Below are 23,189 nucleotides of genomic sequence, written 5' to 3' on the forward strand. Positions count from 1 at the left end.
GACACCCCCTCCCGGCCTTGTTCCAACACCGAACAGAAAAGTATCAAGACCAACTACAAGGGCAGTCCGGAGAAGCCCGAACTCCGTAGTACCGTAGATCAGAAGCGGAGCACAGCATGAAATACAACGACCTGAGAGACTTCATTGCCCAGCTGGAAAAGCAGGGCGAGCTCAAGCGCATCAGCGCAGAAGTCGACCCCCACCTGGAAATGACCGAAATCTGCGACCGCACGCTGCGGGCCGGTGGGCCGGCGTTGTTGTTTGAAAATCCCAAGGGCTACGACATGCCGGTGCTGGCCAACCTGTTCGGCACGCCGAAGCGGGTGGCTATGGGCATGGGCCAGCAGGATGTGTCGGCATTGCGGGAGATCGGCAAGCTGCTGGCGTTTCTGAAGGAGCCGGATCCCCCCAAGGGCTTCAAGGATGCGATTGAGAAGTTGCCGCTGTTCAAGCAGGTGATGCGCATGAGCCCGAAGGTGCTCCGTTCTGCGCCCTGCCAGGACGTGGTGATCGAGAAAGACAAGGTCGACCTGTACCAGATTCCGGTGCAGCACTGCTGGCCCGGGGATGCTGGCCCACTGGTGACCTGGCCGCTGGTGATTACCCGCGGCCCGAACAAGGAGCGGCAGAACCTGGGTATTTACCGGCAGCAGCTGATCGGCCGTAACCGGTTGATCATGCGCTGGCTCAGCCATCGCGGTGGCGCGCTGGATTACCAGGAGTTTCGCCGGGCCAATCCGGACAAGCCTTATCCGGTTGCGGTTGCCCTGGGGGCTGATCCGGCCACCATTCTGGGCGCTGTTACGCCGGTGCCGGATACCCTGTCTGAATACGCCTTTGCCGGGTTACTGCGGGGCAGCCGTACCGAGCTGGTGAAAGCCGGCCTGAGCGACCTGCAGGTTCCCGCAAGTGCCGAGATTGTGCTGGAAGGTTTTATCTATCCGGATGATATGGCGCCTGAAGGCCCGTTTGGCGACCATACCGGTTATTACAACGAGGTGGATCAGTTCCCGGTGTTTACCGTGGAGCGCATTACCCACCGCAAAGACCCGATCTATCACAGCACCTACACCGGCCGCCCGCCCGATGAGCCGGCGGTGCTGGGGGTGGCGCTGAACGAAGTGTTCATACCCATCCTGCAGAAGCAGTTCCCGGAGATTGTGGATTTCTACCTGCCCCCGGAAGGTTGCTCCTACCGGCTGGCGGTGGTCACCATGAAGAAACAGTACCCTGGCCACGCCAAGCGGGTGATGATGGGGGTGTGGTCGTTCCTGCGTCAGTTCATGTACACCAAGTTCGTGATTGTGACCGACGATGATGTGAACGCCCGTAGCTGGGAAGACGTAATATGGGCGATCACCACCCGTATGGACCCGGCCCGGGACACCACGCTGGTGGAGAATACCCCCATCGATTACCTGGACTTCGCATCGCCGGTGTCTGGCCTTGGCTCGAAAATGGGGATGGATGCCACCAATAAATGGCCCGGCGAGACCGACCGGGAGTGGGGCACTGCCATTACCATGACCGATGAGGTCAAGCAGCGGGTGGATGAGATCTGGGACAGTCTCGGTATTGAAGATCGTGACACCCGCCCCGACTGACAAGGCACAGGCTGTACACCGGGTTGAGTTGCAGCCGGCCGGGCTGGGCTATGGCGTAGCGGGCAATGAGGATTTGCTGTCCGCTGCCGCAGCTGCGGGTATCCAGGCGCCGGCAGCCTGCCGCAACGGTGTCTGCGAGATCTGTGAGGCAACCCTGATAACGGGGCAGGCCCTGAATACCCGGAACCAACAAACCTTATCGGTGGGTGATCGGCTGATGATGTGCCGGACGCTTGCCCTGACCGACCTGAAACTGGAGATACCTGCCATTATGGCAACTGCGAACCATCCGCCCCGTCAGTATGCAGCCAAAGTAGTTGATGTACGCTCGATCAGTCACGATGTGTTCCGGGTTGAGCTGAAGCTGCCGAGGCGCCGCGATGTGGCCTTCCATGCCGGTCAGTATCTTTCGGTCATCCTGCCGGGGGAAGATCCCTGTTATTTCTCCATCGCCAGCAGCCCCGCCGCCGAGCATATCGAATTGCACATCCAGGCTTCCCCGGACTGGGTTTCGGCCCGCAAGGTGATTGATACGCTCACCTCCGGCCAGGATGTATCGGTAGAACTGCCCAATGGCAAGGCCTGCCTGGCTGCGGCGCCAGACAAGCCGTTGCTGCTGGTGGCGGCCGGAACCGGCTTTGCCCAGATGAAAAGCCTGGTCGAATTCCTCCAGGAAACCCGGTACAGCCACCCCGTTACCTTGTTCTGGGGCGTGCGCAAGCACGAGGACATGTATCTGAGGTTGCTGGCGCAGCAGTGGCATGAAGACTGGAGCAATTTCAGCTTTGTGCCTGTCGTCGGGGATGATGAGGATAATGACTGGGGTGGTCACCATGACCAGTTGGTGCGGGCTGTGCTGGCGACCGGGGCCGACTGGCAGAACGTGGAAGTGCATGCCAGTGGCTCGCCCACCATGGTGTATACCCTGATGGATGCGCTGCTGGAAAAAGGCCTGCCTGCGCAGGCGTTTTTCTCGGATGTGCTGGAGTATGCCCCCAGGGCCTGATTGCTTAGTCTGACTCTCTCAGAGTTCGGCGCTGAAGGCTCATGTTGTGCGCTGAGGGCTCAGGCCCGGGGCATCGGCAGCTCGGGCAGGCCGTTGTCGGTCTCCAGCCCCTGCATCAGCAGCTTGATGCTGGCTTCTTCATGGCCCATATGGGCGTTCAGGCGGCTCAGTTCCGCGAGGGTTTCACGGCTGCGCTTCAGGCGCAGGCTGGTTTCGAAATATTCCCGGGCCTTGCCCCACAGTTCGTTGCGCAGGCTCAGGCGGCCCAGTGCCAGCAGCAGTTCCGGATTGTTCGGGCGGTCTTTCAGCCACTGTTCGGCAATGATTAACTGCTCATCCGGCTGGTGGCCCTCAAGCCGCCCGTAGAGGTTGATCAGCTCGTCGCTCCAGTGGTTACGCAGCACTTTTCTCAGCAGGGTTTCGGCCTGCCCCTCATCGCCCAGACGGGCCAGTAACCCCGCGTAGTCCCGGATGGTGTACTCGTCGCGGCGGACAAAGCGTGGCAGTTCGTCCCATAGCCGGGTCAGCGGTTCCAGGGTCGCTTCCGGATCTTCCTTACGCCGGCGTTCGCAGTCGGCGGCAGCCTGTTCCAGGAGGTTGTGCCATACCTGTCGTTCCAGGTCATCCAGTTCTTTTTCCGTCAGCACGCTGCGCTTGCGCAAGTCCGGCAGGAGTTTTGACAATTCCCGCCAGTCTTCCAGTCGCAGGTAGGTGTTCTTGAGCAGCTTGAGTACGAACGGATGGTGCGGTGCTTCTTTACGCAGGCGCAGCAGGGTGGCCAGGGCCTGTTCCAGCCGGTTACCCGCCAGCTGCAGCTGGGCCTGGGTCAGGCCGACCGCCAGGCTGGAGCCGGGGGTGCTTTCAAAGGCCTGGCGCAGTAATTGGTCGACCGAGTCGTGGTCACCGGATTCGAACGAGGCCTGTGCTGCCGCCAGGTAGTTGATCAGCGGTGTATCGGCATGGTTGGCGGAGCTCACCAGTAGTTTCCTGGCTCGTGGCCAGTTGCCTTCGGCCAGTGCCAGCAGGCCCTTGGTGGTGCGCCGGCGGGCACGGCGTTCGTTGCCGCGGCTGACCCAGGTGGCCATCAGGCCGGTACCCTGGCGGAACCGCTTCAGCAGGCCGATCAGGAACAGGCTCAGCATCACCAGGACAACGATCAGCCCGAGGCCAACCCAGAAATTGGTTTCGATCAGATAGTTGCCGAGGCTGACACGGATATAGCCGAGATCATAGGCCAGCCCCAGAGACAGCCCGGTGCCCACCAGCAGGGCAATCAGCAGGATCAGCAGCAGGCGGATCATGATTCATCGCCTCCGTTACTGCCGGCAGCGGTGCGCCCGGCCAGGCGCTCTTTCAGCAGGTCCAGGGACTTGCTGATATCCGGCAACTGGGGATCCACATTCCGGTCTGCCAGTTCGGTCAGCGTGCCGCTGATGCCCTGGATAGCCGGGTTGGTGTTGTCATACCAGTCGTTGACGGTGCTGATGGCCTTGTTCAGTGCCCGTTCGTACAGCGGCTGGTTGCCCCGCAATACCGCCATTTCGGCTTCTTCCAGCATCAGTTGCAGGTTCAGCCGGGCCCAGGCGCTCTGGTCAGGAGACAACAGCGGTTTGACCGGTTCGTCCAGCCGGCGCACCACAACCACCTGTTTCATGGTATCGGCGAACCGGTTCCAGCCGCGGGTGAGCATATTGCTGCCGTCTTCCGGGGCCTGGTCGTCTCCGACCATGCTGAACCCGGGCGCACGGTCGTGGATCAGGGCCTGGTCGGTCAGGTCATGGAGGCTGGCAATGGCGGCTTCCAGTTTCAGGTACAGGCCGGTGCGGTCGACCCCTTCGATACCCTTCAGGGACAGCACTTCCTTGGCCAGCTGCTGGCGTACCGGGAACACGCCGATGTCGTCAGACTCTGCCAGCACTTCGTCGGCAGACTCCAGGGCCGACAGGGCACCCTTGATGTCTTTTTCAATCAGCAGGCGCTGGTTGGCAATGCGCAGCAGGTATTCGGCCTCGGCCAGCAACCAGTCGGTACGGGTGCGGTTTCCGGCTTCCAGCAGTTCCCGGGCGTTGTGGTCAATCTGGCGCTGCTGGGTGGCAATCAGCTCACGCTGTTCGGTCAGCTTCTGCTCCATGGCCTGCATGCGTTGGCTCTGCTCGCTGCCCCGGCTGCCGTAAAGGTCTTCCAGCTGGGCGGTATCCTGGCGCAGGTCGGTAATCACCTGCAGGGTGGCCTGGTGGTTGTTCCACTGCTGCCAGCTCCACAGTGCCAGTATCAGCGTAATGAGCAGGGCAATACCGGCGAACACCCAGATTGGCCAAAGGCGCGGTTTTTCTGCGTTGTTGTCGGGCTCGATGGTGGCGGGTAGTTGTTCTGTTGTTTCAGTCACGGGCATCCTTACTTGGTTATCCGTTGTTACCGGCCTGCGGCCCGAGCCGCACAGCCACGCAATTCACCAGTTCCCGGTCGGACAGGCCATCCGGAACCACCGGGTTGCTGAATCCGGCCGCCCTGGCCTGCTCGGCCACCCGGTCTGCCGGGACAACCACCAAGGCAGTGTCCAGGGCATGCGGGTATTCCCGGGCCATGTCTTTGAGATTATTCAGGGTTTCGCCGGACAGGGCGATCACCGCTTCGGGCCGGAACCCGGTAAAAATCTCGCTTAGCTTATCTGCAGGATAGTACGGCTGGAGGCGTCGGTACAGTGGCAGAACCGTTACCCGGGCTCCCCGTTGCTCCAGGGTCTGGCGAATCAGCTCCCGACCCTGCTCGCCCCGGGCCAGCAAAACCTTTTCGTGTTCCAGGTGCTGCAGCGACGGGTGCGCCAGCAGGGCTTCGCTGGTCCAGCCGTCATCCGGCTTCTCGGCCGGCAGCCCTGCTTCGGCAAACGCCGCCGCAGTGCCGGCGCCTACGCCATACCAGTGCACGCCAACCGGTGGCTGCGGCCACCACTGATCTACCTCATCCAGCAGCAGCCGTGCGGCATAGGGGCTGACGGCAATGATATGGTGGAAGTTATCGAGTTCCTGCAGCAGGCTGCGGCGTTCCGGGGTTTCCGGCAAGGGTTCGCGAACCACGGTGGGCAATACCCGAACCCGCGCGCCGGCCGCCCGGAAAGCTTCGGCCAGCCGGTCGGCTTCCGGCTCCGGCCGGCAGATCAGTATCCGCCGGCCAGCAAGTTCCGGTTGAGCCTGGTGGGCTTCAGCTCGGGGTGTGGCCATAGACTTCAGCCAGAACCTTGTCGGCACCCATGGCCAGCAGCTGTTCTGCCAGTTCCCGGCCCAGGCGTTCACCTTCAGCGCGGGGCGCACGGCCTTCCACCCGGAAAATCCGGGTGCCGTCGACTGCACCCACCAGGCCTCGCAGCCAAAGGGTGTTGTCGTCTTCCAGCAGGGCATAGGCCGCAATGGGTACCTGGCAGCCACCTTCCAGCCGGCGGTTCAGGGCGCGCTCGGCCTTTACCCGGTCTGCGGTGTCGGTATGGTTCAGTGGCTCAAGCAGGTCCTGCAGTTCATCATCGCTCAGGCGGCATTCGATGCCCAGTGCGCCCTGGCCGACGGCCGGCAGCGAGACGGTATCCGGCATGCAGTAGCGGATGCGGTCGTGGAAACCCAGCCGCTTCAGGCCGGAGCTGGCCAGCACGATGGCGTCGTATTCTCCGGCATCCAGCTTGGCCAGCCGGGTGTTCACGTTGCCTCGCAGCATCTTGATTTCCAGGTCCGGGCGGTTGGCCCTGAGCTGGGTTTCACGGCGCAGGCTTGAGGTGCCAACCACGGCGCCCTGGGGCAGCTGGTCCAGGTTGTCGTAGTGGTTGCTGACGAAGGCGTCGGTGGGGTCTTCGCGCTCACAGATGGCGACCAGCCCCAGGCCTTCCGGGAACTCCATGGGTACGTCTTTCATGGAGTGCACGGCAAGGTCGGCGCGGCCGTCCAGCATGGCTTCTTCCAGTTCCTTCACAAACAGGCCCTTGCCACCGATCTTGGCCAGGGGAACGTCGAGGATCTTGTCGCCCTGGGTCTTGATCTTGACCAGCTCCACGGTGACGTTGTCGTACAGCCGCTCCAGCTCGGATTTGATGAATTCTGCCTGCCACAGCGCCAGTGCGCTGCTACGGGTTGCGATGCGAAGGGTTCGTTTGGACATGGCACTCACTGTCGTTCGGGAAAATGTGCCCCAAGGTTACCTTGTGGCAGTAAAAAAGTCCCGCCGCCGGGGTGTTTCTATCACCTTTGGGGGAGTGTATGAGGCATGACTCTACACCGGGTTAAGTGTTTCCAGTGGTAAAGCATTAAGCTCATCCCTCGCGGTACGCCAACCTGGGTAATGTTGATCCAGAATGGCGGTGAACCGCTCGCTGTGGGTGGGTTCCAGCAGATGCACCATCTCATGCAGCACAATGTAATCCAGTAGCTCCTTGGGTTTCTTCACCAGCTCGGTATTCAGGCGGATGTTACCAGCACGGTGATTGCAGCTGCCCCATTTGGTTTTCATCTTCTGCAGGTAATAACCGGTCACCTTGACTCCCAGTTGCTGTTCCCATTTTCGGATCAGCGGCGGCACCGCCTTGTGCAGCAATTGCTTGTGCCATGCGTGAACCACTTCAGTGCGCTTGGCGTGGTCGCTGCCCGGCCGCACGGTCAGCAGGATGCGTGTATGGTTCCAGGTAACTCCGGGCTTGGTGTCTTTTTCTTCCACTTCCAGCAGGTAGCGCTGGCCCCAGAGGTACAGTGTTTCCCGGGTTACGAACTGGCGCGGTTCTTCACGTGCCTGCTGGCGCAGCTTGGCCTGCTGGTTACGAATCCAGCCGAGTTTGGTAATGGCGTAAGCGCGGGCCACATCCAGCCGGGTACTGGTTGGTGCGACCAGCGTGACCTCTCCATGGGGCGGGTGAACGCTGAGGTGCACATTCTTCACTGCCTTGCGGGTAACCCGAATCCGGACTTCGCCCAGCTCAATCACCTCAGTCATTGATAGCCTTCCTGCTGTTTGATCAGCTCAAACAGGGCCAGCGTAGCTTTTCGGTTTCTGCCCATAATTGGGTGCAGAGCATTGAGTACCTGCTTTTCACGGGTATCGTCACCCTTCCAGTTGGCCGGTGCGTGCTCGCGCATGGCTCGGTCGATCTTTAAAGTAATCTGCAGCAGATCATTTTCTTCGTCATTCTCACCGTCGCGGATTTCCCAGGTTGGAAACGCCAGCGCCAGAATATTCGGTAGGTTGTTGTAGAGGGTTTGGGCCGCGCGATTACCCTCAAGTGCATCCGGTACAGGACTATCACCTTTGCCACCCACCATGTTTTTGACCAGATCTTCAGCACGCTGCAGGAACTCCTGATAGTTCAGGGTCTCCTTGCGCCACTCCAGAATCAGGTCGTCGAGCAGTTTGGATATTTTTTCATAGAAGCGTGGATCGGTGAGCTGATCTCGGATAATGGTCTTGCGCATGTTGTTGATGATGCCTTCAGCCACCGCATTCTTTGAGAGTTTGCCCTTGGTATTGAGCTTCTTGGCAATGGCGTCGTGGACACCGGTTTCGATAATCAGCTCAACCAGCGAATAGTTGTCTACAGAGCCAAGATCCTTCGGCTGATCCGCTTGAATGTAGGTGTTGATCAGGTGGCGCATATCCGCTTCAAACGGCTTGATATCCAGCTCTTCACCGGAGTAGTGCTTGATGGCATCGCGGGCGTCGGCAAAGAATGCGGTTTCGCGGTTCAGTTTGTCGATCTCAGCGGCTGGATAGCCAGCTTCTTCCAGGTGCTGGGATACATCCGAGAAGGCGCGAATAAACGCCGCCGTCGCCTTGTAGAAGGTAATCCGCAGCGCTTCGGTGTCATCCAGCGCCTTGGGGTCGTTGATATCGCCGCAGAAGGTATGAATGTAATCCTCGATCTCGCGTGGTGCCAGCACCGGCTCGCACAGGTACATCAGGGCTTCGCGGGCCTCTTCCAGCTTGCGGCAACCTTCGTTCAGCCAGTCTTTCAGCTCCACATTGTTTTCAGCCGCACCGCCACCGCTGTCCAGATCCAGCTCATCCGAGCTGTAAACTGAGATGGCGTTCTGAACGTCACCGAAGAGATGTACAAAATCAACGATATGACCGTATTCCTTGTCTTCGCCGTCCAGCCGGTTGGTGCGGCAGATCGCCTGGAACAGGTTGTGGTCGCGCAGTTCGTTGTCGAGATAGATATAGGTACAGGACGGCGCATCAAAGCCCGTTAGCAGTTTGCTCACCACGATCAACAACTTCAGGTTGGCGGGTTCTTCCTTGAAGCGCCGTTTCATCTCTTCTTCGTACTGCTTGGTGCCAGGAAAGCCCTTCAGTACGTATTCGGTGTAAGTATCAAACTTGTAGCGCTCGTCACTGTCGGCCGGTTCACGGGAAATCGCATTATGATTCGGCTCAAATGAGGTGATGATGCCGCAGTATTTGCCGAAGCTGGTGCCCTGAAACAGACGGAAGTAATGGCAGGCATCGTAGATGGAAGCGGCAACCAGTATGGCAGTGCCCCGGTTGTTATTCAGGCGCGGTTTGAGGCTGAAATCTTCGATGATGTTGGCAATGATCCGCTCCTTGCGTTCCTTGGCACTCATCAGTTCTTCCAGCTTGGCCCAACGCTTGCGCAATGCTGCCTTCTGGTAGTTGTTCAGGTTCTTGGTTTTTTCTTCAAACCAGTTATCAATCGACTTTTGCGAGATCAGCCGCTGGGGAACATCGCGGGCTTCGTATTTGAGGTCCAGTACCACGCCATCGGCCACGGCCTGCGGAAACTTGTAGGTGTGAATATAGCGGCCAAACACCTCGCGGGTGGTCTGCTTATCCTTGCGCAGCAGCGGCGTGCCGGTAAAACCGATAAAGATGGCACCCTCCAGCCAGCGCTTCATCTGCTTATTCATGCGCCCGCCCTGGGTTCGGTGGCACTCATCCACAAACACATAGAAACGACCATGAATCGGCGGTGGTGGGCCATCCAGATCGCTTGGGTCGAACTTGTGCACCAGCGCGCACAGCAGGCGGGGCGTCGTCGCACCCACAGTGCTGACCAGTGTTGCTCGGGAGGCGATGCGTGGTGAAGGATCATCCTCGCCGACCACCCCGGCGTTGCGCATCACGCCCTCGATCTGCTTGTCCAGCTCGTCACGGTCGGTCACCACCAGCACGCGGGCTTCGGGATCATGCTCCATCAGCCACTTGGCCAGCAGTACCATCAGGATGCTCTTGCCACTGCCCTGAGTATGCCAGATGACCCCGCCTTCGCGTTCGGCGATGCGTGTCTGCGCCGCCTTGATACCGGCATACTGGTGCTGGCGCGGCACTTTTTTCAGCCCACCATCGAAGATAATGAAGTTGTAGATTAGATCCAGCAGCCGTGTCTTATCGCAGATCTGCGCCAGCGGCTGATCCAGCAAGGTGCCGGGGGTACGCTCGCTGCTGCCGGTTTCATCCTTCCACTGCACATAGAACTGTTCTGGCGTGCCGGTGGTGCCATACCTTAGGCCCTGGGAGTCGTTGCCGGCCAGCAGCAGTTGCGAGGTGGCGAAGAAGTCCCGGTTGAAGATTTTTTCCTGATTACTGATCAGTTGACGTATGCCGTCACCCACTTCGACGGAACTGCGCTTCAGCTCTATCACTACTATGGCAATGCCATTGAGATAAATCACCAGGTCCGGCCGGCGCTCATGGCCGCCTTTGAGCGTTACCTCCTCCGCCACGGAAAAATCGTTGCGTTCCGGATGTTGCCAGTCAATTAACTGAACATCCTCGTGAGGCTTGCCGGGCGACAATTGTACTTTGACTGGGTAGCGCAGAAGGTTATAAACGCGCATATTGGCCTGGTAGAGAGTATCGCTCCCCACCTCGGCTGCGGTTTGCAGCCGTAACACGGCGGCAGCAATATGCTGGTCGGAATAGCCACGACTGCGAAGGTTGGCGCCCAGGAGCTCCGGCTCTATACAGCGATTCAGCTCTCGCTTGCTCCATTCGCCAAGGTTGCCATAACCCAGCCCCCCTTGTTTAACGGGTGTCGTGAACAAACTGACGACACGGTTTTGTGTCTTGCGTTCGGGGCGAGGTACAGCGTACGTCATGGCATCCTCTCCTGTGACGGGGTGTCATTATTCCTGTTAGCGGCTCAGTCAGTGTTCCGGGGCTGCAGCTCACGTTCAATCTGTTCGATACTGGGCAGGTCGGTTTCGAGCTCGGCCGGCAGGGCTTCTTGCAGCTTATACTCGGCAATACCCATCGGCTGGCTCTTGTCGTTCAACGCATATTCGGCCACCACCTTGTTTTTGCTCTTGCAAAGCAGCAGGCCGATGCTGGCGTTATCCTGATCACCCTTGATCTGGCGGTCCACGGCGGTGAGATAGAAGCCCAGCTGCCCTAGATGTTCGGGCTTGAATTTACCGGTCTTGAGTTCAATGACCACGTAACAGCGCAGCTTCAGGTGATAGAACAGCAGGTCGATAAAGAACTCTTCGCCACCCACGTCCACCAGCACCTGACGCCCGACAAAGGCAAAGCCTGCACCCAGCTCCAGCAGAAACTCGGTGACGTGGCGTACCAGTGCGCTTTCGACAGCACGCTCCTGCGCCTCTTCACCTAGATTGAGAAAGTCAAAGCGGTAGGGGTCTTTCAGTGATTCACGGGCCAGGTCTGACTGGGCCTTGGGCAGGCGTGCCTCGAAGTTGGTTACGGCCCGGCCCTGGCGTTCCAGCAGGCCAGATTCGATCTGCATCACCAGCACGTTGCGCGACCAGTTGTGTTCTATGGCTTTGGCGGCATACCAGCGTCTGCTTTCAGCGTCCGGCAACTTGTCCAGCAAGGCCAGCTGGTGATACCAGGGCAATTGTGCAAGCACCCCTTGCACAAACTCGCTATCCGGCCAGGCTTCGGCAAAGGCACGCATGTATTTCAGGTTGCGAGGCGAAAAGCCTTTCATATCCGGGAAAGCATTGCGCAGATCATGGGCCAGTCGATCAATGACCTTGGCGCCCCAACCTTGCGCCGCCTGACGCTGCAAAATGTCCTGCCCGATCTGCCAGTAAAGCAACACCAGCTCTCGATTCACCGCCAGACTGGCGCGCTGCTGAGCATGGTGAATACGATCTTTCAGATCGGTCAGCCAGTCGCTGTAACCATCCGGCGGCGTGGTCAGGGATACCGGCTTGTTGCTCATACCAGACGTGTCCTCCCTGTCAGCAGCTCCTGCATCATGCCCTGTTTCAGCTCGGCGGTTTTGCTGCGGCGATGCTCGAGGGCCTGGATTTCGGTGTCTATGTCAGAAAGTATTTCGGCAATGGCCTTTTGCTCTTCAATAGGAGGAAAAGGAACCTTCAGCTTTCCTAAAGCGCCACGAGAAATACGTTTATGCGTGGTGCCGCCTACATGATCAAGCACCATTTTGAACCAATCACTTGTCGAGAAATACTGAACAAGGTATTGCCTATCTGCGACTTCAGGGCGTGGACGGAATATTGTAACATCAACAGATGTTATAGCTCGGTTTTCGCCAATATCTGGAAAAACACATGCACGCCCTGCTGGTTCAGCAAGTCGACAAATCAAGATGTCTCCTTGCTTCAATTCTTTGCATCTCAGCTTTTCAAATGAGGCATCGTAAATGTACTTCTTGGTGGCCTTATCTACGAAAACGCCTTCACCAATATTGCCTGTTTGAACTAATCGAATACCCTGATCGGTAATGTGCTCTGCTTCTACCCAGTCTCCATCATCAAACAAGGCTTTCTGACTGTCTGCGATCTGGAGGAGAGAGCGTGAGTCCCACTTACCCTCAAACCCCGGCAGGCGGGTTTCGCCAGTCAGGAGCTGCTGCATGGCGGCCTGTTTGATATCGCGCTTTTTGGCGATCAGGCGATCCAGCTCTTCCAGCAGGGCATCCACATCGCTCAGGGCAGTGGCAATGGCTTGCTGCTCTGCTTGTGGTGGCAATGCTATTTGCATCCCTGCGATCATTTCCATACGCACTGAATCTACGGATGACTTTGCAGTCAGCGACATAATTCTGTCGTAGAAATGAGAGCTGAACTGGTAGAAGAAATACCGTCCATCTAGTTCGGAGGAAAACTCACTAATCCGATAGACCCGCTGGTGTACGTCAAATTTTCCATTTATGTAATGGAATACCTTGCCGGTACCAACCCCATCACCAGCAGTCAGTACAGCTTCACCGTCATAGGAATAGCTGTTTATCCTTTCTAATTGCTGTGAGCGTACAAAAAAGGGGAAAAGACCATCCTCAATTTTATCTTGAGTATTTTTTCCTCCAGTTTTGATCACCGCGTGCTGGTCAATTCGAACTGCATCCCAATCCTCAGGGATAACGCCTACTTCAGTCTGCTTATACCCCACCGGCACCGCCGAATTCTCGGCCACGAATTCATACCCCGGCGACACTTCCTGCACGCCCAACACGTCCATGTTCATCCCCAGCGTACTCCCATCTTCTTCAGATGTTCATCCACCTTGGCCGACAGGGCACCTACCCGCCGGGTCAATTCCGGCAGCGGCGTAGCATATCGGTCAGCCAACTGACGCACGCGGCCGGTGAGGGCCTGGGATACGCGCTCCAGCTCGTTCTGCAGCGCGGCTTCCAGTGCGGCGAGCCACTTGTCATCCACCACCAGGGTTTTGATCTCGTCCACACTGAGTTTGGCGTACCGATCGTAGGCGAGCTGATCCAGAGCGGCGTCCTTCTCCTTGATTGTTTTCTTCAGCTCGGCCTGCAGGTCGATCAGTTCAAGATAGTCGGCAACCACTTTAAGATCGGTGAGCTGTTCGCGCAGCGGCTCGATGGCCAACTGTGTGCGGTAGTCGGTTTCAAGTTCGGTCAGCAATGCCTTGAGCTGCCTGCTGTGCTGTTTGCAGGCCTTGTCGGTGTCGATATAGCTGGCCAGAACGGACTTTTCGCCGCTGTTGTCGGTGCAGTCATGGCGGTCTTTGACATCCTTGAGCACCAGCTTGCCCTTGGTGTTTTTCAGTGGTGTCACGAAAGCGTGGGCGCTCAGCTCGGTCAGCTCCGCATCGGCGGCATCCAGATCGGCTTTCAGGCTGGCGTAATGGGCGTGTTTTGCGGGCGCATCCTCTTTCAAGGCATCCAGCATCGCCTGAGTGAAGGCATCCTGCGCATCGCCCTTGCTGGAGACATCGCGCAGGGCACCTTCATCACCGCCGTGCTCTTCTTCCAGCTCGGTCAGTCGGCTGCCGGCGCTGTCCAGCTCGGCCTGCAAGGCATCCAGCTCGGCCTGCTCGTCGGCGAAGTAGCGCGCCACTATGTAGGGTTTGGGGATCAGGTCGCAGGCCCAGCCCTTGTCTTTGGTCTGGCCCTTTTTTTTGCCGCTGGTGATTTCTTCAACAATGCGCTTGGGTTCGGCCACCCAGCCATCGGCGGTGATCTCGTAGGCGTCGTCCTGCAGGGTATCGGCCCAGTAATCCATCAGGTGCTGGTAGATATCGTAGGGGTTGAGCAGTGGCGCCTGGCGGAAGGTTTCCAGCAGGTCTTCGCCCACTTGAGTGATCAGCGTCTTGGGGTTGTCATCGATATCGAAGGCTTTGAATACCGGGGTGTTGCGTGTGCGCCATTGGGCAAAAAGGCCATCAATGGTGCTGCGGAAATCGGCAAACTCGGGGTGCTGCAGAATGGTGGTTTTGAGTGCGCCGGGCTCCACCGCCAGATCGGCATAGCCTGGGTGGGCATTGGCAGTGAACAACGCCTGACGCAATCCCGGCAGCGCCTGCCAGTAGGCCGACAGCCCCGGAATGGGCGGCAGAGCGCTGGCATCACCGTCGATATCGCGCACGGGAATACCGCCGTTCAGATGGGCGTGAATATCGTGCAGGTCTTCCGGCTCGCTGGTGTCGATGTAGCGCGGCAGGTTGAGGTTGTAATCGTTCTTGGCATCGGTGATCTCGTCAAAGGGCACCATGCGCGCATAGCCGGGCACACTGTTGAGCTTGTTGAATGTGTCCACAATGCGGTGGATATCCTGCTCGCGCAGCCGGTTCTTGTTGCCACCCTTGATGAAGCCCTTGGCGGCATCGATCATAAAGATGCCGCTCTTTTTATCACCGCTGATGGCTCTCGCCTGGGCATTTTCCTTGTCCAACACCAGAATGCAGGCAGGAATGCCGGTGCCGTAAAACAGGTTGGCGGGCAGGCCGATGATGCCTTTCAGATAGCCTGAGCGCACCAGCTGCTTGCGAATTACAGCCTCGGCATTGCCACGGAAGAGCACGCCGTGGGGCAGAATCACCGCCGCCTTGCCGGTGCTGTTCATGGAGCGGATCACATGCAGCAGGTAGGCGTAATCGCCCTGCTTGGCCGGTGGTACGCCCCAGCTGAAACGCTGGTAGGGATCATCATCCACGGAGATGCCGGTACTCCAGGCCTTGTCCGAAAACGGCGGGTTGGCCACCACATAGTCATAGGTACGCAGTTGCTCACCATCCTTGAACTTGGGGTTGGCGAGGGTGTTGCCCTGTACGATATTGGCGGTTGGGAAGTCGTGCAGGATCATGTTCATGCGCGCCAGACCGGCGGTGCTGACATCCTTTTCCTGCCCTTCAAGGGTAATGTGCTTGCCCGCCTCGGCAGCCACCTTCAACAGCAGCGAGCCGGAGCCGCAAGTCGGGTCATAGGCCACGGTGCGGGCGGTGGTGTTGTGCGGCCCTATGCCCAGCACCTGCGCCAGAATGCGGCTCACTTCGGAGGGGGTATAGAACTGCCCCTTGCTCTTGCCGCTCTCGCTGGCGAAGTGACGCATCAGGTATTCGTAGGCATCGCCCAGAATGTCATCATGCTCGGCACGGTTCTTGGCGAAGTTGAGTTCCGGCTTCTGAAATATGGAGATCAGATCGGTCAGGCGATCCACCATCGCCTTGCCTTCACCCAGCTTGTTGGGATCGTTGAAATCCGGGAAGTCGCTGCGTGACAGACGGTCGTTGGCGTCGATCAGCGGCTGAATGATCTGGGTGTTGATCTTGTCACCGATATCGGGCTTGCCCTTGAGCTTGACCATGTCGTTGAAGCTGGCGCCAGCTGGGATAGTGACCGGAGGGGCAAAGTCATCCGAATCCGCATACTTGTCGGTGATGTACTTGATGAACAGCATAAACAGGACATAGTCCTTGTACTGCGAAGCGTCCATGCCGCCACGCAGAGCATCGCAAGACGCCCAAAGAGACGAGTACAGTTCCGATTTTTTAATAGCCATTCAGTATTCCCGGTTGTTGCTGATAGATTCAAGCCCGCATCATAACAAATGGACAGGAGTGAAGCGGCTTCACACATCAATGTTTTAGCGCTGCTCCAACCACTGGCGAACATGGGGGGCATGGCGCCGGCTGACAGTTAGAAGGCTTTCGGTTTCTTTCAGGGACAGTAGGTGCCTTCCGTCAAATGTGCGCTGCAGCCCACGGATAAAGTGCACGCCCACCAGGGTATTGCGGTGAATGCGCAGCAATTGCTGCGGATAGGCCTGCTCCAGTTCCTTCAGGGTGTAATCGCACAGGGTTTCACCCCGGGTATGGTGCAGGGTGACGTATTTCTGGTCGGCTTCGCAGTACAGGATGGTGTCCAGGTCGACCAGCTCGGTACCCCGGTGGGTGCGAACCGCCAGTTGCCCGGCGCCCTGGCCGGTCTGTCCGGCCAGGCTGCGGCGCTGCACCCGGTTGGTGCGCCCGGCCCGGGCGAGGGTCTGGGCCAGGGCTTCCTTGCGTACGGGTTTGAGCAGGTAGCCGCAGGCCTGTACGTCAAAGGCCTGGATGGCAAAGTGGTCGTAGGCGGTGCAGAAAATCACTGCGGGCGGACTATCCAGCTGGCTGATCTGGCCGGCCGCCTGCATGCCGTCCATGCCGGGCATGCGGATATCCAGCAGCAGGATATCCGGTTCCAGTGCGGCAATTTTGTGCAGGGTGTCGTGGCCGTCGGTGGCTTCGCCGCACACCCGGTAACCGGGGAGGTCTTCCAGCAGCCTGCGGATCCGTTGCCTGGCCAGGGGCTCGTCGTCGGCAATCAATATGGTTTGCTGCGGTTGTGAATCCATCGTCTCACCGTGAAACAAGGCGTTTGTACTGGCTTACCGTCTGCCTGGGCAGCCTCAGTGTAACGGTATAAATGTCATTTTGGCGGCTGCGCTTGAGCACGGCGGACTCCCCGAACAGGGCCCGGAGCCGGGCCAGGGTGTTGTCCAGGGCGATGTGGTTGCCGCTGTGCCGGCTTTCGCCGGCCTCCGGGGCCGGGTTCTGTACCAGCAGATAGACAAACCGATCCTTGGCGGAAACTTCAATCCGCACGGTGCCGCCCTCCGCCCTGGGTTGTATGCCGTGGTAAATGGCGTTTTCCACCAGGGGTTGCAGGGTCAGCGGCGGGATTGCCTGTTGCTCCAGCCCGGGCTCGATGGCCCAGTCCAGTGCCAGCCGTTCGCCCAGTCTGAGCCCTTCAATGGCAAGGTAACGCTGGCACAGTTCCAGTTCGCGGCTCAGGGGGACCAGCTGTTCGGTGGTTCTCAGGCTGGCCCGGAACAGTTCGGACAAGTCCAGTACGGCTTCCTCGGCCAGTTCGGGGTGGCTGTCGATCAGGCTGGCGATGGTGTTCATGCTGTTGAACAGGAAGTGGGGCTGGATACGGGCCTGCAGGGAGGTGAGCCGGGCCTGCATTTCGGCTTCCTGCTGTTGTTGCCACTGGTGTTGCAGATAGAAGTAGCGCAGCACCATCAGGGTGATCAGCAGTGCCAGCAGCAGTTTCTTGGCGATGCTTTGCCACAGGATGCCGCCGGGCTGCGGGTTGAGAACCTTGTCGGCAAACAGGCTGAACGCCAGTACATCCAGCAAGACAAGGGTGACGATGGCCAGGGTGGCGCCGGCTATGCCCATGTGCGCCAGCCGGGGCCGCAGCAGGCAGATCAGCGCTGCGCTGGTGAGGGTGGTCCATTGCACAAACAGCGACAGCAGCCCGAAGTAGTTCCAGTCAATCCAGCCCTGTTCCGCCTGGACAATGGATAACACCAGCACGAACAGTTCGCTGGTGACCAGCATCAGGAACACCGCCCGCACCCGGCACAGATCGGGAACGTAAAAGCTGCCAGGCTGTTGCTTGCCTATGCCATGGTCTGGTTTCAGGGGTGTCTCCTTAACCGGGGTCAGAATGCTATACTGCGGCAACTTTTTACCGATTCACTGCCGGCACGATGATGCCGGGCTGTCAGCAGGAAAGATAGACCATGACGGATCAGAAGAAATCTGACCAGGCCACATCCTCCGAAAAACCCTGGGGTGGCCGTTTCAGCGAGCCTACCGATGCCTTTGTTGAACGCTTCACCGCCTCGGTGGGTTTTGATCAGCGCCTTTACCACCATGATATTACCGGCTCCATCGCCCATGCCACCATGCTGGCCAAGGTGGGTGTGCTCACCGACGCCGAGCGGGATCAGATCATCGAAGGCCTGAAAGGCGTTAAGGAAGACATCGAAGCCGGTCGCTTCGAGTGGTCCGTCAGCCTGGAAGACGTGCACATGAACATCGAAGCCCGGCTGACCGATCGCATCGGCATCACCGGCAAGAAGCTGCACACCGGTCGCAGCCGTAACGACCAGGTCGCTACCGACATTCGCCTGTACCTGCGCGATGAAATCGACGTGATCGCCGAAGAGCTGGCTCGCCTGCAGGCCGGCCTGCTGGACCTGGCGGAGCGCGAAGCCGATACCATCATGCCCGGCTTTACCCACCTGCAAACCGCCCAGCCGGTCACCTTCGGTCACCACCTGCTGGCCTGGTACGAAATGCTGGTACGCGATGCCGATCGCCTGCAGGATTGTCGCAAGCGGGTGAATGTGATGCCCCTGGGCGCTGCCGCCCTGGCTGGCACCACCTACCCGATTGACCGCAACCTGACCGCCGAGCTGCTGGGCTTTGACCGGCCCACTGAAAACAGCCTGGATTCGGTGTCTGACCGGGATTTCGCCATTGAATTCTGCAGCTTCGCCGCGCTGCTGATGACTCACCTGTCCCGGTTCAGTGAAGAGCTGGTGCTTTGGACCTCCGCCCAGTTCGATTTCATCGACCTGCCGGATCGTTTCTGCACCGGTTCTTCCATCATGCCCCAGAAGAAAAACCCGGACGTACCGGAACTGGTGCGTGGCAAGACCGGCCGGGTGAACGGCCACCTGATCAGTCTGCTGACCCTGATGAAGAGCCAGCCGCTGGCCTACAACAAGGACAACCAGGAAGACAAAGAGCCGCTGTTCGACACCGTCGATACCATCAAGGGCTGCCTGAAGGCCTACGCCGACATGATCCCGGCCATCAAGGCCAAGGCGGACAACATGCGGGTGGCGGCCAAGCGGGGCTTCTCCACGGCCACCGACCTGGCGGACTACCTGGTCAAGAAAGGTGTGCCCTTCCGGGATGCCCACGAGATTGTCGGCAAGTCTGTCGCCTTTGGCGTAGCGGAAAGCCGGGACCTGTCCGAGATGACCCTGGAAGAACTGCAGCAGTTCTCTGACGTGATTGGCGAGGACGTGTTTGACGTGCTGACCCTGGAAGGTTCCGTGCAGGCCCGTGATCACCTGGGTGGCACCGCGCCGAACCAGGTGCGTGCCGCCGTAGCCCGGGCCCGCGCGGCCCTGAAGTAATCCTGCCCTGATCATCCGCCGGCACTGGGGTAACCTCTGTGCCGGCGGAACTCAGCCCCCGATACGCCCGGTACTCAGCTCCACCACCGCCGGTTTCAGTTGTTCCAGTGGTTGCGGTTCTGCCAGCCGGAAGCCCTGGCCGAAGTGAATTCCCAGTGTTCGTACCTTGCGCAAGGTTTCATCGTTTTCGATGAAGGTGGCTACGGTTTCCTTGCCGGCAGCCTCGGCAATGCGGTGCAGGGCATCCACCATAATTTGTTGTACCGGATCTTTTTCCAGGTGCTTCATTACCCGCTGATCCAGCTTGATGATGTCGACCGGCAGGTTGGCGGCCAGGCTGTAACTTTCCACCGAAGCACCGGCCCCTTCCAGGGCGACCCTGAAGCCGGCCCGGTGGAGGGCATCGCACAGCACCGCCACTTCATCCGGATACTGGGTGGCATGGGCCTCCCGGATTTCCAGGCAGAAACACTCCGGTTTGTAGGCCAGCGGTGCCACCGTCTGTTCCATGAATTCCGCAAAACTGTCATCCAGGATGCTGGCCAGCGACAGGTTGAAACCGCAGTACTTCAGCCGCGGCTCCAGCAATGGATGCCGGTCCAGCCAGTCGAGGGTCTGGCGGATGACCTGCCGGTCCAGCCGTTTTACCAGGTCAAAGCGTTCGGCGATGGGCAGGAACTGGTTCGGTGTCAGTGGCGTGTCGTCCGGGTTGGCACCCGGAATCCGGCACAGGATTTCAATGTGGTCGCCCCAGGTTACGCTGGCCACGGGTTTCATGGACTGGAATTCCAGCAGCAGGTGGTTGTTGTCCAGGGCGTTGCGAAGCTGCTCCAGTTGCTGGTCGGAACTTCCCGCCGGTTGTTCACCATGCCTGGCGTGGGCCGCGTGAATCCGGTTGCGTCCGGAGATCTTGGCGGTGTGGCACAGGTTGGCGGCCTGGCTCAGCAGCTGTTCCGGTTGTTCCGGCTGCTCGCCGCCCAGAATCAACAGCCCGCCGCTGGCGGTGGTTTGTAGTTGCTGGCCCTGCCAGTCGAACTGGAAGCGGGCTATCTGCTCGCGGATTTCATCCGCCAATTTGCGCACCCTGGGTTCCGGGCAGTTCTCGATGTACAGCGCGAAAGTGTCGCCGGCCAGCCGGGCGAGGGCATCCCGTTGCCGGACCCGCAACCCCAGTGTGGCTGCCAGCTCCCGCAGATAACGGTCGCAGGCGCCGCTGTCGGTGTTTTCCTGGCATTGCTCGAAGTTGTCCAGGTCCAGCAACAGGAGGCTGTCGGTGAACTGGCGCCGGTGCTGGTGGGTAAGAGCCCGTTCCAGGTGTTCGAGAAACGCGCGACGGTTGAGCAGGCCGGTGACCGGATCAAACCGGGTGCGCCGGTCATCGTCCAGGTTGCGTTTCAGGCGGTCACTGATATCCCTCGCCACATGGGTTGCGCCAACCACTTCGTTATGGGGGCCGCGCAGGCTCTGGAAATGGAATTCGTACACCGGAAAGCCTTCGCCCTGACGGTTCAGCGGCATCTCGGCAACAAAGCTGTCCCGCTCCAGTGCCCGTTGCCAGAGGCGTTCGATCAGCCGGCGTTCATTCGGGAAGTCGCCCAGTAGTTTGCTGAGGTTGTCGCCGACAGAAGGGGCCAGTCCGAAGACTTTATAAAACTGGCGGGCCCAGGGCTTATTGAAGTGCAGCAGGTCCAGGCGGGTATTCACTGCCAGTACCAGGTCTTCGGTGGCGTTGCTGGTGGCTTCCAGAATACTCTGTACCCGTTGTTTTTCGTCATCGTGGCGCATGGCTTCGCTGTGATTGACGATGACGCCTCCCAGCCGCTGCGGTTCCCGGCTGTTGCCAATAGGGCCGCCGGCGAGGGTGACGGTTTGCGGGTTCTGTTTACCGGTGAGGATGGACAGGTCAATCCGGAACGGCTTGCCGGTGCGGATGCTGCGGCGGAACAGGGCCCGGACCCGGTTCTGGCCGGCCTGGCAGTAGAACAGGGCCTGCTCGGGCGTCAGCTCGGTGCCGGGCTGTAGTTCCAGTAACCGGTAAACGCCTTCGGTCCAGCCGATCTCGTTGCTGGCGATATCCAGTTCCCACAGGCCGAAACCGGCGCTCTGCTCCGCCAGTGTCAACAGGCTGCTGTCCATGGCGATGCTGTCCCGCAGCGTAATCGCGGCGCTGGCGGCCTGGTCGGAATCCCGCATTTCAGTGTGCAGGCCCAACCGGGCTGTGAAGAAGAATCCCTCCTTGTGGCGGAAGGTCACCAGGACCTTCTGGCCGTCATTCAGTCGGTGCCGGTTAGCCGGTGCAAAAGGGTCGTCCTGGCGCGAGGCGAGAATCTGTTGCACCGGCTTGCCGATCAGTTCCGCCGGTTCGTAGCCGAACATGGTATCGGTATGGCGATCGGCCCGGATGACCCGGCCGGTGTCATCGATCTGTACCAGCGTGGGCGGAATGGCGGGGCCCAGCGGGTCCTGGCGATAGCGTTGGATCAGGAATTCTTTCACAGCGGTTGTCCCTTGCGGGTCTCCGGATTGCCGTTATGGCTGTAAATGACAGAATGGCTCCCATGATACTGGCTCTTTACCCGAAAAGAAGTGGATGGCGTCCCGGTTATCGGATTGCCCTGGGTGGAGCCGGTTCCCTCGCCGTAATGGCCGGGTGTCGGGTATACTTCGCCCATTATTCACTCAGGGGATTGGGTATGCAGGTCAAGCAGGTGCGCTGGCCGGGGCTGGCGGCCCTGGTGCTGGTTTCGCTGATGGTTTCCGGTTGTGGCCAGAAAGGCCCCCTGTACCGGGAAGCGCCGGTGCCGGCGCTTGAAAACAGTGCTGAAACACAGCAAAGCGACGACAAGCCGGAAAGCTGACCACTCAACCCGATTCTGCCCGAACAGTCAGGAACACCATGGATCATTTCAATTACCGTGACGGCGAACTCTACGCCGAAGACGTCCCCGTAGCACAGATTGCCGAGCGCTTCGGTACGCCCTCCTATGTCTATTCCAGGGCTACCCTGGAGCGCCATTACAGGGCCTACGACAACGCCCTGGCTGGCCGGCCGCACCTGGTGTGCTACGCCGTGAAAGCCAACAGCAACCTGGCTGTACTCAATGTGCTGGCCCGGCTTGGTGCCGGTTTCGACATTGTCTCGGCCGGTGAGCTGGAGCGGGTGCTCAAGGCCGGTGGCGAGGCCGGAAAAGTGGTGTTTTCCGGTGTCGGCAAGCAGGAATGGGAAATGAAGCGGGCGCTGGAAGCCGGCGTTCGTTGTTTCAACGTGGAATCCGACACCGAGCTGGATCGCCTGAACAAGGTGGCCGGCGAGCTGGGAGTGAAGGCGCCGGTTTCCCTGCGGGTGAATCCGGATGTTGATGCCGGCACCCATCCCTATATTTCCACTGGCCTGAAAGAGAACAAGTTCGGCATTGATATTGCCGAAGCTCCGCAGGTCTATGCCCGGGCGGCCAGCCTGCCGAACCTGGACATTCACGGTGTGGACTGCCACATCGGCTCCCAGCTGACCTCCGTGTCGCCGTTCCTGGATGCGCTGGACCGGGTGCTGGCGTTGATTGATTCGCTGGCGGAGCAGGGCATCCGCATTCGCCACCTGGATATGGGCGGTGGCCTGGGCGTTACCTATGACCAGGAACAGCCGCCCCAGCCGGCGGACTATGTGAAAGCGCTGGCCGAGCGTATGGGCGACCGTCAGCTGGAGCTGATCCTGGAACCGGGCCGTTCCATTGCCGCCAATGCCGGCATCCTGGTGACCCGGGTGGAATTCCTGAAGTGCACCGAACACCGGAACTTTGCCATCATCGATGCGGCCATGAACGACCTGATCCGCCCGGCCCTGTACAGCGCCTGGCAGGCGATCATTCCGGTCCAGCCGCACCGGGAGGGCGAAGAACAAGCCTGGGACCTGGTGGGCCCGGTGTGTGAAACCGGCGA

Annotated in this window: 17 protein-coding genes; 5 read left to right on the forward strand and 12 right to left on the reverse strand. The window is 59.5% G+C overall.

All coding sequences use genetic code 11. From position 1 onward, the window contains the following. Positions 1 to 116 precede the first annotated feature (116 nt). On the forward strand, positions 117 to 1,604 hold the full coding sequence (gene ubiD, locus B2589_RS07480) for a 4-hydroxy-3-polyprenylbenzoate decarboxylase (RefSeq protein WP_286816126.1): 1,488 nt from the start codon (positions 117 to 119) through the stop codon (positions 1,602 to 1,604). Further along, entirely contained in the window at positions 1,552 to 2,610 is a 1,059-nt protein-coding gene (locus B2589_RS07485; RefSeq protein ID WP_286816127.1) for a 2Fe-2S iron-sulfur cluster-binding protein, read from the forward strand. The genes ubiD and B2589_RS07485 overlap by 53 nt, the downstream gene beginning before the upstream one ends. A 59-nt stretch (positions 2,611 to 2,669) precedes the next feature. Here the strand turns inward: B2589_RS07485 and B2589_RS07490 are convergent, their stop codons facing one another. The 11 genes from B2589_RS07490 to B2589_RS07540 form a co-directional block, all read right to left on the reverse strand. After that, on the reverse strand, positions 2,670 to 3,911 hold the full coding sequence (locus B2589_RS07490) for a heme biosynthesis HemY N-terminal domain-containing protein (protein WP_022987541.1): 1,242 nt from the start codon (positions 3,909 to 3,911) through the stop codon (positions 2,670 to 2,672). Continuing rightward, positions 3,908 to 5,002, reverse strand: coding sequence for a uroporphyrinogen-III C-methyltransferase (locus B2589_RS07495; RefSeq protein WP_286816128.1), 1,095 nt, complete (start codon positions 5,000 to 5,002; stop codon positions 3,908 to 3,910). Before B2589_RS07495 ends, B2589_RS07490 begins: the two co-directional genes overlap by 4 nt. A 10-nt stretch (positions 5,003 to 5,012) precedes the next feature. After that, complete coding sequence (locus B2589_RS07500; protein ID WP_286816129.1) at positions 5,013 to 5,828, reverse strand: uroporphyrinogen-III synthase; 816 nt, start codon at positions 5,826 to 5,828, stop codon at positions 5,013 to 5,015. Further along, positions 5,809 to 6,750: a hydroxymethylbilane synthase gene (hemC, locus tag B2589_RS07505; protein ID WP_286816131.1), complete on the reverse strand. Its 942-nt coding sequence runs from the start codon at positions 6,748 to 6,750 to the stop codon at positions 5,809 to 5,811. The genes B2589_RS07500 and hemC overlap by 20 nt, the downstream gene beginning before the upstream one ends. Positions 6,751 to 6,861: 111 nt before the next feature. Further along, positions 6,862 to 7,575 carry a M48 family metallopeptidase gene (locus B2589_RS07510; RefSeq protein WP_286816132.1) on the reverse strand — a complete coding sequence of 238 codons (714 nt, stop codon included), beginning with the start codon at positions 7,573 to 7,575 and terminating at the stop codon, positions 6,862 to 6,864. Next, a complete protein-coding gene (locus tag B2589_RS07515) occupies positions 7,572 to 10,694 on the reverse strand; it encodes a type I restriction endonuclease subunit R (RefSeq protein ID WP_286816133.1) in 3,123 nt (1,040 codons plus the stop codon). Before B2589_RS07515 ends, B2589_RS07510 begins: the two co-directional genes overlap by 4 nt. 44 nt (positions 10,695 to 10,738) lie before the next feature. Further along, positions 10,739 to 11,782: a PDDEXK nuclease domain-containing protein gene (locus B2589_RS07520; protein WP_286816134.1), complete on the reverse strand. Its 1,044-nt coding sequence runs from the start codon at positions 11,780 to 11,782 to the stop codon at positions 10,739 to 10,741. Then, on the reverse strand, positions 11,779 to 13,050 hold the full coding sequence (locus tag B2589_RS07525; protein ID WP_286816135.1) for a restriction endonuclease subunit S: 1,272 nt from the start codon (positions 13,048 to 13,050) through the stop codon (positions 11,779 to 11,781). The genes B2589_RS07520 and B2589_RS07525 overlap by 4 nt, the downstream gene beginning before the upstream one ends. Further along, entirely contained in the window at positions 13,047 to 15,836 is a 2,790-nt protein-coding gene (locus B2589_RS07530) for an N-6 DNA methylase (RefSeq protein ID WP_286816136.1), read from the reverse strand. The genes B2589_RS07525 and B2589_RS07530 overlap by 4 nt, the downstream gene beginning before the upstream one ends. Before the next feature lie 84 nt (positions 15,837 to 15,920). Next, positions 15,921 to 16,667, reverse strand: coding sequence for a LytR/AlgR family response regulator transcription factor (locus B2589_RS07535; RefSeq protein WP_286816137.1), 747 nt, complete (start codon positions 16,665 to 16,667; stop codon positions 15,921 to 15,923). A gap of 4 nt (positions 16,668 to 16,671) precedes the next feature. Continuing rightward, complete coding sequence (locus tag B2589_RS07540) at positions 16,672 to 17,784, reverse strand: sensor histidine kinase (RefSeq protein ID WP_286816138.1); 1,113 nt, start codon at positions 17,782 to 17,784, stop codon at positions 16,672 to 16,674. Positions 17,785 to 17,843: 59 nt separating this feature from the next. Between B2589_RS07540 and argH the strand changes: the two genes are divergently transcribed. After that, positions 17,844 to 19,253: an argininosuccinate lyase gene (argH, locus tag B2589_RS07545; protein WP_058339956.1), complete on the forward strand. Its 1,410-nt coding sequence runs from the start codon at positions 17,844 to 17,846 to the stop codon at positions 19,251 to 19,253. A gap of 51 nt (positions 19,254 to 19,304) precedes the next feature. Here argH and B2589_RS07550 read toward each other — a convergent pair whose 3' ends face one another. Continuing rightward, positions 19,305 to 21,749, reverse strand: a complete 2,445-nt coding sequence (locus tag B2589_RS07550; RefSeq protein WP_286816139.1) for an EAL domain-containing protein — start codon at positions 21,747 to 21,749, stop codon at positions 19,305 to 19,307. 197 nt (positions 21,750 to 21,946) lie between these two features. On the opposite strand from B2589_RS07550, the gene lptM reads away from it, so the two are divergent. Beyond that, positions 21,947 to 22,111, forward strand: a complete 165-nt coding sequence (gene lptM, locus B2589_RS07555) for an LPS translocon maturation chaperone LptM (RefSeq protein WP_286816140.1) — start codon at positions 21,947 to 21,949, stop codon at positions 22,109 to 22,111. Between the two features lie 38 nt (positions 22,112 to 22,149). Further along, the coding region (gene lysA / locus B2589_RS07560; protein ID WP_286816141.1) for a diaminopimelate decarboxylase at positions 22,150 to 23,189 on the forward strand (1,040 nt) is incomplete at its 3' end.

Source organism: Marinobacter sp. UBA3607, from assembly GCF_002375525.1.
GTDB lineage: Bacteria > Pseudomonadota > Gammaproteobacteria > Pseudomonadales > Oleiphilaceae > Marinobacter > Marinobacter vinifirmus.